Source organism: Gluconobacter roseus, from assembly GCF_046058915.1.
GTDB lineage: Bacteria > Pseudomonadota > Alphaproteobacteria > Acetobacterales > Acetobacteraceae > Gluconobacter > Gluconobacter roseus_A.
Genome location: NZ_CP175538.1, coordinates 39,813 through 56,705, shown reverse-complemented (window position 1 = coordinate 56,705; position 16,893 = coordinate 39,813). Strand labels below are relative to the sequence as shown.

The window sequence follows — 16,893 nt, the reverse complement described above, 5'->3', positions numbered from 1 at the left end:
CATGTCGGGACTGTCCCGTGTCGAGACTTCTGCCGTTGCCCGCTGGTGGCGCAATCTGGACCGTGTAACGCTTGCCTGCGTCGGTCTGCTGATCGGGCTCGGCTACGTCCTGATGCTGGCGGCCAGTCCTGCCGTGGCCTCGCGTATTGGCGCCTCGCGCAACATGTTCATTCTCAAGCAGGTGATCTTCCTGGCGCTGGCCGGAGCGATCGTGCTTGGAACGTCCTATCTGTCCCGGCAGGCCATCAAGAAACTCGCGATCATCGGCGGCATCATAGCGCTTGGCGCCACAGCCATGACGCTGGTGCATGGCATGGAAATCAAGGGCGCGCGGCGATGGATTGCGCTGCCGATGATGTCGGTCCAGCCCTCGGAATTCCTCAAGCCTTGCTTTGCGGTTGTAACCGGCTGGCTGCTTTCCGCGCGCCGTTCCGTCGTGATGTGGGGCAATATCGCTTTCCCCGGCATGCTGGTGGCCTTCCTGTGCTTCGGGTTCATTCTGGTTCTGCTGAAATCCCAGCCAGATATCGGAATGTTGTCGGTCATTACGATGGTCTTCATGACCCAGCTTTTTGTTGATGGACTGAAGCTCTACTGGGTCGGACTGTGCGTGGCCGGCATGGCGGGCGCCTTTGCAATCGCCTACATCGTCTTTCCGCATGTGCAGTCCCGCGTGCAGCGCTTCCTGCATCCCGATGTTGGTGATCATTATCAGATCGACACCGCTCTTCGCGCTTTCGGAAATGGCGGCCTGCTCGGCCGGGGCCCCGGTGAAGGCCGCGTGAAGGATCTGCTGCCCGATGCCCATGCCGACTTCGTCTTTGCCGTCGCTGGTGAGGAATACGGCCTGATCCTGTGCATCGGCATCATCCTGCTGTTCGGTGTCATCGTTCTGCGCACCCTGCTCAAGCTGATGCATGAGGACGACCCGTTCGTCATCGTCTCCACTGCCGGTCTGGTGACGGGATTTGGCCTTCAGGCCTTTGTCAACATGGGTTCGACATTGCATCTGATCCCGACAAAGGGCATGACCCTGCCCTTCATTTCCTATGGCGGCAGTTCGGCAATGTCGGTGGCCCTGACCATGGGGATGGTTCTGGCCTTGACACGCCATCACGTCGGCCAGAGCAGGATCGGTCAGAGAGCCTCCGCCCCATACGGACAGGCCCCATTGTTTGAGAGGAACGCGCCGTGAGCCGCCCCATCGTTATCGCCGCCGGTGGCACGGGCGGACATTTCTTCCCGGCCGAAGCCGTCGCAACCGTGCTTGCGGAACGGGGTCACGACCTTGTCCTGATGACGGACGCCCGACATGGACGTCGCGAAACCGGCCTGTTCAAGGACCGCCCGCAATATGTGCTGGATGGCGCAGGTGTGGCTGGCAAAGGTCTTGGCGGGAAAATCCGTGGCATACTGGCCCTGCTGCGCGGCATGATGGATGCGCGCCGTATCCTCGCTTCGCTGGATGCAGCGGCTGTCGTAGGTTTCGGCGGCTATCCGTCCATCCCCCCTCTGACCGCATCGCGCCTTCTGCCCGCAGCAAAGCGTCCGCAGATGGTCATTCATGAAGGCAATGCCGTGCTCGGACAGGCCAACGCCTTCCTGTCCCGCTTTTCTCCGCTGATCGCCACGTCCTACGCGAAAGTCGCCCGGCTTCCTGAAAATGCCCGGACAACCCTGACCGGCATGCCCGTCCGTGAGGGCATCGAGGCGCTGTTTGGTCATGTCTATGCCCCGCCCGAAGACAGGATAAACCTTCTGGTCTGGGGTGGCTCCCTAGGCGCACGCGTGTTCTCCGACATCGTGCCACAGGCGCTGGCCGCCCTTCCTGAAGAAGTCCGCAAACGCCTGAAAGTCACACAGCAGATCAAGGCCGATGATCTGGAACGCGTCCGCACCATCTACGAAAATGCAGGGATCGAAGTCGAGGCTGCCCCCTTCTTCACGGATGTCCCGGCCTGTCTGAAAAACGCCCATCTCGTGATCGGACGCGCAGGCGGTTCTTCGGTTGCGGAACTGGCGATGGCCGGTCTGCCGTCCATTCTGGTGCCGCTGCCCATCGCCGCGTCCGATGAACAGGGTGCTAATGGTCAGGCGCTCGTGGATGCCGGTGCAGCCTGGATGATCCGCCAGCCCGATTTCACGCCCGCAGCCCTGACGGCTCTGCTGACAGACCTGTTTTCCCATCCAGAAAAGCTCGAAAACGCAGCAAAAGCCGCTCATCTGTGCGCGCGCCCTCATGCTGCCGCAAAAGTCGCTGATCTGATTGAATCCGCCCTGCGGTCCTGATCCCTGTTTTCTCGTTCCTGCCCAAGAGTACCTGCCCCATGCGCGCCCTGCCCCTGAACATCGGAACCATTCACTTCGTCGGTATCGGCGGCATCGGCATGTCCGGCATCGCCGAGGTCCTGCACATGCTGGGCTACAAGGTGCAGGGTTCCGATATCGCCGAGGGCGCCAATGTGCAGCGCCTGCGCCAGGCAGGGATTGTCGTGCATATCGGCCATGACGCCGCCAATCTGGGCGACGCACAGGTTGTCGTTACATCGACGGCCGTGAAAAAGGACAATCCGGAAGTCGTGGCCGCCCGCGCCAAGCTCATCCCGGTCGTCCGGCGTGCGGAAATGCTGGCCGAACTGATGCGCCTGCGCTGGTCCGTCGCCATCGGCGGCACGCATGGTAAGACGACCACCACCAGCCTCGTGGCCTGCGTGCTCGAACATGCCCGTCTGGACCCGACCGTCATCAATGGCGGAATCATCGAGGCCTACGGCACCAACACGCGCATGGGTTCGGGCGACTGGATGGTCGTCGAGGCCGATGAAAGCGACGGATCCTTCCTGCGCCTGCCGGCCGTGATTGCGGTGGTGACGAACATGGATCCGGAACATCTGGATCACTGGGGCACGGAAGAGGCCATGCAGGCCGGCTACGACCAGTTCGTCTCAAACATTCCGTTCTACGGCTTTGCCGTCCTGTGCGTGGATCACCCGCAGGTCCAGCAGATGATCCCGCGCCTGTCCGATCATCGCGTCATCACCTATGGCTTCAGCCCGCAGGCCGATATCCGCGCCGAAAAAGTCGTGATGGACAAGCGGGGTGCCACGTTCGAGGTCGTGGTCACCAATCGCCAGCGCAACCGCTCGCGCCGCGCCGGTCCGTTCCGCCTGCCGATGCTCGGACACCACAATGTCCTGAACTCGCTCGCCGCCATCGCCGTCGCGCTTGAAATGGAAATCAGTGATTCCGTGATCGCGTCCGCCCTGACGACCTTCAAGGGCGTCAAGCGGCGCTTCACCCGCACGGGCGAATATAACGGCATTTCCATCATCGACGATTATGGCCATCACCCCGTTGAAATCGCCGCCGTGCTCAAGGCCGCCCGTCAGGCCGGTGCGCGCAACGTCATCGCCGTCATGCAGCCACATCGTTATTCGCGCCTGAAAGTCCTTTTCAACGAGTTCTGCACCTGCATGAACGACGCCGACACGGTCATCGTGGCCGACGTCTATGCCGCGGGCGAAACGCCGATCGAGGGTGCGGGCCGCGATGCGCTCGTTGAAGGCCTGCGCGATCGCGGCCACCGCTCCGTCGTGCCGCTCCCCAATCCGGCCCATTTAGCGGAAATGATCAACGCCATCGCCAAGCCGGGCGATTACGTCGTCTGCCTCGGCGCCGGCACCATCACCCAGTGGGCGCAGGCCCTCCCCGCCCAGCTCGAAGCCCTGAACCGCCAGCCTGCAACCGAAGGCGCGGCATGACGGGCAGCAGCGACTTTCCCGTCAAAGGTCTGCGCGGTCGACTGACCCCGAACGCCCCGCTCGGTCCCCGGGCATGGTTCCGCGTGGGCGGCCCGGCGGACTGGCTGTTCGTTCCCGAAGACCAGGACGATCTGGCCCTTTTCCTGCGCGAAAAACCGGCCACCATGCCGGTTACGGTTCTGGGCGCTTGCTCGAACGTCATCATCCGCGACGGCGGCATTGCTGGCACGGTCATCCGTCTGGCGCGCGGCTTTGCGGACATCACCGTTCAGGACAACAGCCTGATCGTGGGCGCGGCCGCGCTCGACATCACTGTGGCCGAACATGCCGCCGCTGCCGGTCTGGCAGGCCTGGAGTTTTTGGCTGGCATTCCGGGATCGATCGGCGGTGCTGTCCGCATGAACGCGGGCGCCTACGGGTCGGATATCAATGCCGTTCTCGAATGGGCGGACATCCTGACGGTCGAAGGCGATCTGCGGCGCCTGTCCCATGACGATCTCGGCTTTGCCTATCGTCATTCGGCGCTTCCCGAAGGCAGCGTGGTGATCCGCGCCAGCCTGCGCGGCACACCGGACAACGCAGATGCCATCCGCAGCCGCATCGCGGAGATCCGGGCCTCACGCGAAGCCTCGCAGCCCGTGCGGGCGCGGACCGGCGGCTCCACCTTCCGCAACCCCGAAGGCCACAAGGCGTGGCAGCTCATTGACGAAGCCGGCTGCCGTGGTCTCCAGATCGGGGATGCTCAGGTCAGCGAAAAGCACTGCAACTTCCTGCTCAATCTGGGACAGGCCAGCAGCGCGGATCTGGAAACGCTGGGCGAAACCGTGCGCGAAAAAGTGCTGGCACAGAGCGGCGTGGACCTGCATTGGGAAATCAAACGTATCGGACGCAAATCCGAAGGAGAACAGACGGTATGAAGGTCGCAGTCCTGTTGGGGGGAACATCCAGTGAGCGGCCTGTCAGTCTTGTCAGTGGCGAGGCCGCAATCGAGGCCCTGCGCGAAAAGGGACATGACGTCACCCCGATCGATGTGGGCCCCGATATCGCAACGACCATCGCCAGCCTGAAAGCTGCCGCACCGGACGTCGTTTTCAACGCCCTGCACGGCCCGCGTGGCGAAGACGGCGCCATTCAGGGCGTTCTGGAATGGCTTGACCTACCCTACACCCATTCCGGCATCCGCGCCTCGGCCGTAGCAATGGACAAAGGCGCAACCCGTATTCTTCTGGCCGCCGCCGGTCTGCCCGTTGCACAGGGACGCGTCGTGACGGTTGAAGAGCTGGCCGAAGCCGATCCTCTTCCCACACCCTACGTCATCAAGCCCGTCGCCGAAGGCTCCTCCGTCGGTGTCGAGATCGTGCGGACGGGAGATAACCGTCGCGCCGAAATTGCACAGACCTGGCGTTTCGGAAAAGAAGCGCTGGTCGAGAGCTTCATTCCCGGCCGCGAACTGACCGCAGGCGTCATGGGAGACCGGGCTCTGGCCGTCACCGACATCCTGCCCAGCGAAACGGCTGCGTTCTATGATTTCGAGGCCAAGTACAAGGCGGGTGGCTCGCGCCATGTCGTCCCTGCGGAGCTTCCGCAGGCCGTGACGGAGCGGGCGCTCGATTACGCCCTGCGCGCCCATCAGACGCTGGGCTGTCAGGGTGCGAGCCGCACGGATTTCCGTTACGATGAGGACACCGACACGCTGGTCATCCTGGAGGTCAACACACAGCCCGGTATGACACCGACATCTCTTCTGCCGGAACAGGCTGCCTATTGCGACATCTCCTATCCGGAACTGTGTGACTGGATGGTCCGGGAGGCACTGACGCGCTGATGCGGGAGGATCCGTCCTTTCAGAGAGACGATTTTGTCCGGGAACGCTATTCCGGGGCCCTCCCGCCCCAGGAAGACCGTCCGTCACGGGCAAAGCTGTTCTGGCGCCGGCAACGGCAGCTGGTCCGGCCTGCGATCGTCTTTCTGGTCGTGATGGGAATTGCCGGCGCCGGCATACGACTGCTGTACGACGCAGCCTCCGAAGAGCGCTTCGCTCCGCTACGGGCCCGTCTGGTGGAAATGGAGCCCCTGCCCATCCGCCACATCATCATCAACGGGCGCAGCATGACGAGCGAGGCTTCGATCCAGGAGGCTCTTGGAACATCGGTCGGTCATCCGATCTTCGGATTTTCCGTCGAAGCTGCACGTCAGCGGCTGGATGAACTGCCGTTCATCGACCACGCAACGGTTGAACGGCACATGCCCGATACCGTCATCATTACGCTTGTGGAGCGCACACCGATCGCCGTCTGGCAGGATCGCGGGCATTTCATGCTCATCAACCGGGCGGGAGAGGAAGTCTCCGATCAGGGCCTGACCGGGAAAAATGCGCAGGCATTTCTCCAGTTGCCGCTGGTCGTTGGCGAAGGCGCAAATACGGCAGCGGCGAGCGTGATTGATGCCCTGAACCATGAACCTCTGGTCAAAAGTCAGGTCACAGCCCTGATCCGCGTGGGCAACCGGCGCTGGAATGCCACGCTCAAGGACGGGACGACCGTCATGCTGCCTGAAGGCGAAGAAGCCGCGGCTTTTGCGCGTCTGGCCCGCTATCAGCAGAGCATGCGCCTGCTGGAACGTCCGGTCCAGTCGATCGATCTGCGGCTTCCGGACCGGATGGTTGTTCACCAGCCTCCGCAGGCTCCAGTTCCTGCCCCCGACAAGGCAAAAACCGATCCGTCCTCACCTCCACCACCAGCAGACGGCACGAAGCAACCATGAATGACCTTACCTCCATGTCAGATCTTCCGGCATTCCGTCGCCGGGGCGGTCTCAGGGGCCGGTCCCTCATCCCCGTCGGTGGCGAGCGTGATGTCAGCGTCAACCGGGTTCCGCGTGACATCCTTCCTCTTCCCCCCGAAGAAACCCAGAGGACCATCGCCTGGCGTCCGGGGATCTTCGGAGCGCTGGATATCGGCACGACGAAAATGACCTGCCTGATCGGCAAGGGCGAAGCTGATGGCTCCATTCAGGTTCTGGGGCATGGATGGCGCCGTTCCCACGGCATCCGCTCAGGGTCCATCGTCGATATCCGCGAAGCCGAAGCTGCCATCCGCGCCACCGTTGGACAGGCCGAAGAAGCCGCCGAACGCCGCATGGACTCGCTCGTCGTCAACCTGTCCTGTGGCCGCCCGCTCAGTCGTCTGGTGGATGCACAGATTCCGATCGGCGGCCGCGAAGTCACCGCTGGAGACGTGCAGCGCCTGATCGCAGAGGGACAGGCCCGCGCCTGGATGGAAGGGCGCGAGGTCATCCATACGCTCCCCATCGGATATGTCGTTGATTCGATTCCCGGGATCGCAGACCCGATCGGTCATCAGTGCGAAGAACTGGCCACGCGAATGCATGTCGTGGACATGAACTCCAGTGCACTTCGCACGCTCGACGCCGTCCTCCAGCACGCGGAACTGAAACTGGACGGACTGGTTGCAAGCCCGTTCGCCTCCGGTGTCTCCGTACTGGCTGCTGAAGAACGCGAACTGGGTGTGACCGTGGTGGAAATGGGCGGCGGTACGACCTCCCTTGCAGTTTTCTGTGAAGGCAAACTGCTCCACACGGCCCAGATCCGTGTCGGCGGCCTGCACGTTACGCGCGATATTGCCGGTGTGCTCTCCACGTCTCTGGAGACGGCCGAACGTCTCAAGACGATGTATGGCGCAGCCCAGATGGGCTCGGATGACCAGCGGGAAATCCTGTCGGTTCCGCTGATTGGCGAGAACAGTGACCGTCTTGTAAGGCTTCAGCGGTCCAAGGTCATTTCCGTTATCCAGCCCCGGATTGAAGAGACGCTCGAACTCGTTCGTCAGTCGCTCGACAACGCCGGACTTGGCCGACTGGCCAATGGCAGGGTCGTCCTGACGGGCGGTGCATCGCTACTGGAAGGAATCGTCCCTGTCGCAACCCGCATCCTCGGCCGACCGGTCAGGATGGGAAAACCCCAGAATATTTATGGCCTGCCCGAGACGGCCGCGGCTTCGGCAGGCTTTTCAACCGCTGCGGGGCTTCTGGCCTGGGCAGCGGGTGCGGATCGGGAGTTTGGAGATATCTCTGCCCCCGAACCAAGACCTCGCGGACTTGTTAAACGTCTCGTGGGCTTCATACGTAACCATGTATAAGCTACTACAGATCATAACGCCCTCACCTGTCGCTTTCATGCAGTTCCGGACCAGATCATGACACTAAACCTTACTCCAACTCCGAATTCCCACGTTGAGCTGGCGCCACGCATTACGGTGATTGGTGTTGGTGGTGGCGGTACAAATGCCGTCGACAACATGATCGCATCCGAACTCAAGGGCGTGGAATTCGTCGTTGCCAACACCGACGCCCAGCAGCTTGCCCATTCAAAAGCCGAACGCCGCGTCCAGCTTGGTCCGCATCTGACGCGTGGACTTGGTGCAGGTGCAAAGCCGGAAATCGGCCGTGAGGCGGCTGAAGAAGCGGCCCAGGAAATCGACCGTCAGCTCGAAGGCGCAAATCTGGTCTTCATTACGGCCGGCATGGGCGGCGGAACGGGTACGGGTGCGGCTCCGGTCATCGCGCGCATGGCACGTGAGCGCGGCGTCCTGACGGTCGGCGTTGTTTCCAAGCCCTTCAATTTCGAAGGACGCCGCCGTACGACCGCCGCAGAAAACGGCATCGCTGAGCTGCAGAAGCACGTCGATACGCTGATCGTCATCCCGAACCAGAACCTGTTCAATTCGGCAACGCAGAACACGACGTTCCGCGAAGCCTTCCGGATGGCCGATAACGTCCTGAACATGGGCGTGCGTGGCATTACAGACCTCATGGTCTCTCCAGGTCTCATCAATCTCGATTTCGCGGACGTCAAGGCCGTGATGGAAGAGATGGGCAAGGCCATGATGGGAACGGGCGAAGCCTCCAGCGAAGAAGATGCGGAAGACCGTGCCGTGCTCGCAGCCGAGCGCGCGATTTCCAACCCGCTGCTGGAAGATGCGTCCATGGCTGGCGCACGTGGCCTTCTCATCAACATCACCGGTGGCGAAGACCTGACGCTGTACGAAGTCAACGCTGCCGCAGACCGCATCCGTGAGGAAGTCGCCGATGATGCCAACATCATCTTCGGCGCACTGATCGACGAAAAGCTGAATGGTCGTGTCCGCGTGTCCGTCGTGGCAACCGGCATCGATACCCAGCCGCGTCAGGACCCGTCCGCTCCGAGCGAGCCGCGTCAGGCGCCTGCCCAGCAGTCCAATCCTGCCGCCCCTGCCGCACGCGATAATTCGGCTTCCCGGCCCGCAGCAGCGTCCTCTTTCCAGCCGGGTTCGACCTATGCTGGGGGCCCGCCGCGCCCGAATTTTGCGATCGACCCCCAGCAGACACCGGCCCAGAACACGGCTCCCCAGCCGCCCCAGCCGGAAGCCCCGGCCGCACGGCCTGCTGCCAGCACCGAGGCGCAGCCGCCACGACAGGACAGCGCGCATCAGCCTTCCCCACGTGCCGGCCTGTTCTCTGATCCGTCCCGCCACGCTCCGCAGCCTCAGGCCGAGGCACCGCGCAGCCTGTTCGGTCTGGTCACGGGTGCATTCCGCAGCCGCCCTCCCCAGCCCCAGCAGCCGACCCAGCCCGCCCAGCGGACGGAACCCAGCGCATCTGAGGGTTACCAGCAGCAGGCACCGCAGCATCCGGAGCAGCCTTCCAGCGGTGGTGACGATTCCAACCTGGATATTCCCACCTATCTGCGGCGCTGATCCGCTTCCCCCTTACCCGCGTGGTGAGGGGGTAATATCTGGCAACAATCGTTGACTGGAATTGCGGCTCGGTATCTGTTTTCTAGTCTCCGGGAACAGATTTTTCGGAGGTTTTATGCAGGTTACGCCCACGCATGGTGGCAACACGGCGCATGGCGTTGATGCGAAACCACCGGAAACGGTTTCGGGCATTGACGGCTCGGTCACTCGCTCCGAGCGCGGCAATTCGAAAAACCTGCAGACCACCCTCGCCAATCCCATCCACTGCCAGGGCATTGCCCTGCATAGCGGTGTGACGGTCGATCTGATTCTTTCCCCGGCAGCAGCCAATACCGGTGTCAGGTTCCAGCGTTCGGACGTCGCTGGCTCTCCGTCTTTCCCCGCCCTGTACGACCATATCGTGGACACCCGTCTCTCAACGGTCGTGGCCTGTGACGCCGATCCTGCTCTGCGTGTGGCGACCATCGAGCATCTGATGGCTGCGCTGAATGCCTGCGAAATTGATAATGTCCTGATTTCAGTCAGCGGGCCGGAACTGCCTGTTCTGGATGGGGCTTCCGATGCATTCATGTTTCTGCTCCGCTGCGCTGGCCGTAAAACCTTGGAGACGCCCCGGCAGGTCATCGAAATCCTGCGTAATGTCCGGGTTGAAGGTGAAAACGGCGCCTTTGCGGAACTGCGCCCTGCCCAGCGCGGTCTTTCACTGGCCATCTCCCTCAGCTTCGCGGCACGGGCCATCGGTAACCAGCGTTATGCCATGCAACTGAATGAACAGCGCTTTGCCGAGGAAGTCGCGTTCTGCCGTACGTTCGTCAATCGCCAGGATATCGAATATCTGCAGAGTATTGGTCTTGCGCGTGGCGGCTCTCTGGAGAACGCTGTCGTCGTGGACGGTGAAAACATCCTCAACCCCGCTGGCCTGAAAATCGAGCGTGAATTTGCACGCCACAAATTACTCGATGCCATCGGAGACCTCTACTGTGCGGGCCACAGAATGCAGGCAGGATTTATTGGTCACAAATCCGGACATACGCTGAACAACAAACTTCTGCGGACGGTTTTTTCTGATGCCGCCAACTGGCGTTTTGTGTCCGCCGCTTCCCCGAGGGCTCTGACAAAGACGCTGCGCGCGCGCGTTGCCGCCTGAGACGCATGGCAGGTCTTTCGTCAGCGTATTCCCGTGATATAAGACAGGCTTCCACGGGAAGAGCAGGTATGACAAGCAGCACTCAGCGTCATTTTGAAGCATCGGTCACGAATGGTGGTTTCATTCTGAGAGCTGCGGCTGTCAGCGGATTTCTGCTGCTCTCCGGCTGCTCGATGTTCTCGCACAAGCACGAAAAGCCCGCGATTCCCAAAACCGCTGATGCCGAGACCCTGTATAATTACGGCATCGACGCCCTTCATACCGGTCATTACGAACTGGCTGGCGGTGAGTTCGAACTGCTTCAGCAGAACTACCCCTATTCCGGCTTCACGGGTAATGCCGAGCTGATGGAAGGGTATGCCTACTACCTTCAGGGCGAATACGCGCTTTCGGTGCAGCAGCTTGAACGCTATCTCCAGCTGCACCCGACCAGCCCTGACGCGGCCTATGCCTTCTATCTGCGCGCGCTTTGCTATTACGAGCAGATCGCCAACGTGGAACGCGACCAGCAGGGTACGGTTGAAGCCCTGGACGCGCTGGAAGAAGTCATCACCCGCTTCCCGCAGACATCCTACGCCCGTGACGCCCAGCTGAAGATCGATCTGTGCCGCGACCACCTTGCCGGCAAGGAAATGCTGGTCGGCCGCTGGTATCAGCAGCAGCGTAACTACGAAGCTGCCATGACCCGCTACCAGCGCGTCGTGCAGGATTATCAGACGACCAACCACGTCGCCGAGGCCCTTGAGCGTCTGGTCGAGGTCTATCTGGCCCTCGGCCTGAAAGATCAGGCACACCAGACGGCCGCCGTTCTCGGCTACAACTATCCCGACAGCCAGTGGTATCGTTATGCCTATAATGATCTTCGGGAAAACAAGCTGCTCAAGAGCGATCTCAAGAAGCCGGTCGTCCATCCGGGACAGCGGGACCATCGCGGATTCTTCTCGCGGATGTGGCACAGCGTCTTCTGATCGTGTCCCTTTGACACGAGCCGTCACACGCCCAACATTGCTGTCATGCTGACACATCTCTCGATCCGCGACGTTGTTCTGATCGAAAAGCTCGATCTTGGTCTCGCCCCCGGCCTGACGGTCCTGACCGGCGAGACCGGTGCCGGCAAGTCCATCCTGCTCGACAGTCTGGGCCTGGCCCTCGGAGAGCGTGCCAGCGGTGGTCTCGTGCGCTCCGGAGCCACACAGGCCAGCGTGTCGGCCATTTTTGAAATCGCCGCCGATCACCCCGTATTTGCTCTGCTCGACGAACACGGCATCGTCCGCGAGGACCCGTCGGATCCTGTCGTCCTGCGACGCATCGTCACCCCCGATGCCCGCTCGCGCGCCTATATCTGCGACCAGCCGGTCGGCGTCGGCCTGCTCCGGCGTATCGGTGCCTATCTCGTGGAAATCCAGGGCCAGCACGAACAGATGGGGCTTGCGGACCAGAGCACCCATCTTGATCTGCTGGACGCCTTCGGGATTACCCCCACTTTGCGGGAAAAAACAGCACGAAGCTTCCGCCAATGGGCAGCGGCCCGCGCTGCCTTAAAAGCTGCGCGCACCGATATGGAGGCTGCGGCGCGCGAAGAAGAATGGCTGCGTCAGACGGTCGATGACCTTGAACGCATGGCCCCGCAGGAAGGCGAAGAGGATGCACTGGCCGCCATGCGCGTCAGTCTCCAACACGATGAACGCCGCGGCGAAGCCGTGGCCGCCGCGCTGTCGGAACTGACCCCCCGCGACCGCCGTTCTTCCGCGCCCGCTGCCGCCCTGCGCTCCGCCAGCCGTGCCTTGGCGCGGCTGCTGCCGGCACCGACGGATACAGACACACTCGCAGGCAGCCATCAGACACAGGCGCAGGACGCACTTGATGCGCTCGGAAAAGCCGAGGAGGCCCTGGCCGAAGCCGAAATGCTGCTAAGCCGTCTTGCCGCAGACACGGAAGGCGACCCGCGTCTGCTGGAAGAAACGGAAGAACGCCTTTTCGCGCTCCGTGCCGAGGCCCGCAAACACAACGTCTCCGTCGCGGAACTACCCGGCTTTCTGATCGAGGTGAAAAGACGGCTGGCAGCGCTTGATTCCGGAAACGCCGAACTGGCCCGTCTGGAAACGGCTCTGACCGAAGCCCGTCTTGAATACGAAGACGCCGCACGAGCCCTTTCTGCCGCACGCAAAAAAGCCGCCGAGAAACTCGAAAAAGCCGTCAGCGCCGAACTGCGCCCCGTCAAGCTGGAACGTGCCCGCTTCATCGTCTCGATCCTCCCGCTCGAGCCCGACCACTGGAACAGTCAGGGCATGGAGCAGGCCTCCTTCCTGATCGCCGCCAATCCCGGACAGGCTCCCGGCCCTCTCGCCAAGGTGGCGTCCGGCGGTGAGCTCTCACGCCTGATGCTCGCCCTGAAAGTGGTTCTGGCGGAACGCTCCGACGTCGGCACGCTCGTCTTTGATGAAGTCGATTCCGGTGTCGGCGGCGCAACCGCGTCTTCCATTGGCGACCGACTGCACAAGGTCGCGCAGGACGTGCAGGTTCTGGTCGTCACCCACAGCCCACAGGTTGCGGCGCGCGGCGACCATCACCTGCGGATCGCCAAGCGTGTCCGCAACGAACGCACCGAAACCCTGGCTGAGCCTCTCCCCCACGACGCCCGGCGCGAGGAAATCGCCCGGATGCTCGCGGGCGACACCATTACAGACGCAGCCCGCGGGGCTGCCGACAGTCTTCTGGGACATCCTTCATGACCACTGCCCCTGTATCCGCCGCCGAGCGTCATGCCGCACTCGAAGCAGACCTCGCGCGGTGGGACGAGGCCTATCATGGACGCGATGAACCCGAAGTGTCCGATGCCGTCTATGACGCAGCCCGGCGCGAACTTCTGGCCCTCGAGGAAGCTCACCCGGAACTCCGGACCGAAGGTGGTGCCAGCCACCGAGTGGGTGCGGCCCCCGATTCCGCTTTCGGGAAATATCGTCACCTCGTGCCGATGCTGTCCCTCGACAACGTGTTCGACCCCGAAGGCTCCGACGGCTTCGTCTCGAAAGTCGGACGCTTTCTGGGACTGGACGAGGAGCGGTTGCAGGCCCTTCAATTCGTCGCCGAACCCAAGATCGATGGCTTGTCCATCAGCCTGACTTACGAACACGGCCGCTTCGTGCGCGGCACGACACGTGGCGACGGGATCGAAGGCGAGGACGTCACCGCCAACCTCCTCACCCTGAACGATATTCCACACGACCTTCCGGCAGACGCTCCCGACCGGATCGAGATCCGCGGCGAAGTCTTCCTGTCCAAAAGCAGCTTTCTGGCCCTGAACGAACAGCAGGTTGCCCGCGGCGCCCGGCCTTTCGCCAATCCCCGCAATGCCGCTGCCGGCTCTCTTCGCCAGCTGGACGCGGAAATCACACGCAGCCGTCCGCTTTCCCTGTTTGCCTACGCACAGGGCTATACGTCAGCTCCGGTAGCCGCCACGCACTGGGACTATCTGGAAAAACTCCGCAGCTGGGGCTTCACGGTCAATCCGCTGTCCGAAATGATCGCCCATGCCCGCGACATCCCGGTCTATGTCGAAAAACTCGCCCGTGAGCGTTCGGAGCTGGATTACGATATCGACGGCATCGTCTTCAAACTGGACGATATCAGCCTGCAGGACCGCCTCGGTTTCGTCGGCCGCGCGCCACGCTGGGCCATCGCCTGGAAGTTCCCTGCCGAACAGGCCATCACGCGCCTGCGGGAGATCGAAATCCAGGTCGGCCGGACAGGCGCCCTGACACCGGTCGCCCATCTTGAGCCCGTCAATGTCGGCGGCGTTATCGTCTCGCGCGCCACCCTGCACAACGAAGACGAGATCGCCCGCAAGGACGTGCGCGTCGGTGATCTGGTCCGCCTCCAGCGCGCAGGCGACGTCATCCCACAGATCCTTGGGCCCATCCCGAGCGAGGAACCCCGCTCTGAACCGTTCGTCTATCCCGACCACTGTCCCGTCTGCGGGTCACTCGCCGAACGCGTGCACGGAGAGGCAGTCCGCCGCTGCACAGGCGGCCTGACCTGCGAGGCACAGGTCGTCGAGCGTTTGATCCACATGGTCTCGCGCAACGCTTTCGACATCGACGGTCTTGGCGAGCGCAGCATCCGTGAATTTCACGATGCCGGCTATATCCGCACGCCCGGCGACATTTTCCGCCTGCGTGCCCATGAAGACGCCCTTCTCCAGCGTGACGGCTGGGGCAGACTGTCCGTGGACAATCTCCTTCGTGCCATAGACGAACGGCGGACTATCCATCTGTCCCGGCTGATTTTCGGCCTCGGCATCCGGCGCATCGGAGAACGCAACGCCCAGCTCCTCGCACGGCACTATCAGACCTTCGAGAACTGGCGCGCCGCCATGCTGGCCGCCCGTCCGGACTCCGAGGAACGGGCCGCCCTTGGTGCAATCATGGGCGTGGGTGACGCAATTGCCGACGAACTCTCCGCCTTCTTCTCCGAAAGCCACAACGTCGAAACGCTCGACGATCTGGCCTCGGAGCTCACGGAGATCATCCCCGAAGAAGCCCCGTCGGAAGGGCATCTTTCCGGAAAGATCATTGTCTTCACCGGCACGATGACCACCATGACCCGCCCGGAAGCCAAGGCCATCGCCGAGCGTCTGGGCGCGCAGGTCACGGACAGCGTATCCAAAAAGACGTCTCTGGTGGTTCTGGGCGAAAAAGCCGGATCCAAGGCTAAAAAAGCCGCCGAACTCGGGATCGAGACCGTCGATGAAAGCGGCTGGCGCGTGCTGGCGGGGCTGTAACAGAACTGCAAAACCGGAAGCGTGAGAAAGTTGGTAACATCCCACTTTTTCAGGGTATAACGCCTCCCGCATGTCAGTCTCCCCTTCCTCCCAGCACCAGATTGCTCTTCTCCTGCTGGGCCTTGTCGCCACGATCGCGCTGATCGGCGTCTCCGTGCTGATCTCGCTGTCCGAAATTTCCTTTGCCGCGGCACGCGATGTGCGTCTGCGCTCCCGGGCAGAAGCGGGAGACCCACGGGCCGTTGCCTTCCTCAAGCTGCGACGCAACAGCGGTCAGGTCATCACGGTCCTTCAGATCTGCCTGAACGCCGTCGGCGTCCTGGGCGGCATCATCAGCGAATCCATGCTGAGCGACCCGATTGCCGAAGGCTTTCGCGTTCTGGGAATGGCCCCTTCCCTGGCAGACAAGCTGGGCTCGGCCTGTTCCTTCATCCTGATCACCGGCCTGTTCGTCCTGTTCGCGGACCTTCTGCCCAAGCGCATTGCCATGAACGCGCCGGACCGCATCGCGCTCAAGGTCGGCTGGTTCCCGGCCGTCGCCCTCAAGGTTCTCTATCCGGCGGTATTGGTCTTCTCAAAGATTTCCGACTGGCTGCTCAAACTCCTCAAAATCCCGGCCGCCGCAACAGTCGAGCCCGTCACGCCAGAAGACCTGCGAGCCATTCTTGCAGCAGGCACAGCCTCCGGTGTGCTTCTGGAAGAAGAGCACCAGATGATCCAGAACGTGCTGGGCCTTCAGGACCGGTCCGTCACCTCTGCCATGACACCGCGCGACGAGATCGTGTTCCTCGACGTGCAGGAAACTCCGGAAAGCCAGCGCGACAAGGTCCGGGTCCGTCCGTATTCGCGATATCCGCTGTGCGATGGCGGCCTCGACAAGGTCATAGGCTCCATCCGCGCTGAAGACGTCCTTGTGGCCGTGGTGGACGAACCGCAGCCCAAAAGCACAGGCCTCGCCCCCGTCGCCAGCCAGATTTTCAAGATGCGACGGGATGTTCTGTCTCTGCCCGACACGCTCAATCTCTGGGAAACACTGGCCCAGTTCGAAGCCCACTCCGCCGGCTTTGCTCTGATCGTCAACGAATATGGTCTGGTTGTCGGCCTTATTACCTACAAGGACATCATGGGCGCGCTGATGGACGGTCTGGTCAGCCCATTCGAAGAGCAGGCCATCGTCCGCCGCGATGACAAATCCTGGCTGATCGACGGCGCCGCCCCCATCGGCGACGTCATTCGCGAACTCGACATCCCCATGTTCGACGATGCGCAGAACTTTGATACGGTTGGCGGCTTCGTCATGAACCGCCTACGCCGCATGGCCCGCAAGGCCGACAGCGTGCAGTCTTCAGGCTTCCGGTTCGAAGTCGTCGATGTGGAAGGCTTCCGAATCAACCAGTTGCTGGTCACACGCCTGAACTGACTTCCGTCGGCTAACGGAGCCTGCTTAGATCA

13 protein-coding genes are annotated in these 16,893 nt (G+C 62.2%); all 13 read left to right on the top strand.

Going from position 1 to position 16,893, the window contains the following annotated elements; genetic code table 11:
• The first annotated feature begins 1 nt into the window (after window position 1).
• The 13 genes from ACJ2A4_RS00285 (at window position 2) to ACJ2A4_RS00225 (ending at window position 16,861) form a co-directional block, all read left to right on the top strand.
• Complete coding sequence (locus ACJ2A4_RS00285) at window positions 2-1,195, top strand: FtsW/RodA/SpoVE family cell cycle protein (protein ID WP_062510049.1); 1,194 nt, start codon at window positions 2-4, stop codon at window positions 1,193-1,195.
• On the top strand, window positions 1,192-2,289 hold the full coding sequence (murG, locus tag ACJ2A4_RS00280; protein ID WP_408873147.1) for an undecaprenyldiphospho-muramoylpentapeptide beta-N-acetylglucosaminyltransferase: 1,098 nt from the start codon (window positions 1,192-1,194) through the stop codon (window positions 2,287-2,289). Before ACJ2A4_RS00285 ends, murG begins: the two co-directional genes overlap by 4 nt.
• 38 nt (window positions 2,290-2,327) lie before the next feature.
• On the top strand, window positions 2,328-3,761 hold the full coding sequence (gene murC / locus ACJ2A4_RS00275; protein ID WP_062456879.1) for a UDP-N-acetylmuramate--L-alanine ligase: 1,434 nt from the start codon (window positions 2,328-2,330) through the stop codon (window positions 3,759-3,761).
• On the top strand, window positions 3,758-4,678 hold the full coding sequence (gene murB, locus ACJ2A4_RS00270; protein ID WP_408873146.1) for a UDP-N-acetylmuramate dehydrogenase: 921 nt from the start codon (window positions 3,758-3,760) through the stop codon (window positions 4,676-4,678). Before murC ends, murB begins: the two co-directional genes overlap by 4 nt.
• Window positions 4,675-5,586: a D-alanine--D-alanine ligase gene (locus tag ACJ2A4_RS00265; protein WP_408873145.1), complete on the top strand. Its 912-nt coding sequence runs from the start codon at window positions 4,675-4,677 to the stop codon at window positions 5,584-5,586. Before murB ends, ACJ2A4_RS00265 begins: the two co-directional genes overlap by 4 nt.
• A complete protein-coding gene (locus tag ACJ2A4_RS00260; protein WP_408873144.1) occupies window positions 5,586-6,524 on the top strand; it encodes a cell division protein FtsQ/DivIB in 939 nt (312 codons plus the stop codon). Before ACJ2A4_RS00265 ends, ACJ2A4_RS00260 begins: the two co-directional genes overlap by 1 nt.
• Complete coding sequence (ftsA, locus tag ACJ2A4_RS00255) at window positions 6,521-7,918, top strand: cell division protein FtsA (RefSeq protein WP_408873143.1); 1,398 nt, start codon at window positions 6,521-6,523, stop codon at window positions 7,916-7,918. Before ACJ2A4_RS00260 ends, ftsA begins: the two co-directional genes overlap by 4 nt.
• Before the next feature lie 57 nt (window positions 7,919-7,975).
• Entirely contained in the window at window positions 7,976-9,514 is a 1,539-nt protein-coding gene (gene ftsZ / locus ACJ2A4_RS00250) for a cell division protein FtsZ (RefSeq protein WP_408873142.1), read from the top strand.
• A 115-nt stretch (window positions 9,515-9,629) separates the two neighbouring features.
• Window positions 9,630-10,661, top strand: a complete 1,032-nt coding sequence (gene lpxC, locus ACJ2A4_RS00245) for a UDP-3-O-acyl-N-acetylglucosamine deacetylase (protein ID WP_408873141.1) — start codon at window positions 9,630-9,632, stop codon at window positions 10,659-10,661.
• Window positions 10,662-10,729: 68 nt separating this feature from the next.
• Complete coding sequence (locus ACJ2A4_RS00240; protein ID WP_408873140.1) at window positions 10,730-11,629, top strand: outer membrane protein assembly factor BamD; 900 nt, start codon at window positions 10,730-10,732, stop codon at window positions 11,627-11,629.
• 45 nt (window positions 11,630-11,674) lie between these two features.
• Entirely contained in the window at window positions 11,675-13,393 is a 1,719-nt protein-coding gene (recN, locus tag ACJ2A4_RS00235; protein WP_408873139.1) for a DNA repair protein RecN, read from the top strand.
• Window positions 13,390-15,441, top strand: coding sequence for an NAD-dependent DNA ligase LigA (gene ligA, locus ACJ2A4_RS00230; protein ID WP_408873138.1), 2,052 nt, complete (start codon window positions 13,390-13,392; stop codon window positions 15,439-15,441). Before recN ends, ligA begins: the two co-directional genes overlap by 4 nt.
• 70 nt (window positions 15,442-15,511) lie before the next feature.
• Window positions 15,512-16,861, top strand: coding sequence for a hemolysin family protein (locus ACJ2A4_RS00225; protein WP_408873137.1), 1,350 nt, complete (start codon window positions 15,512-15,514; stop codon window positions 16,859-16,861).
• Window positions 16,862-16,893: the final 32 nt, after the last annotated feature.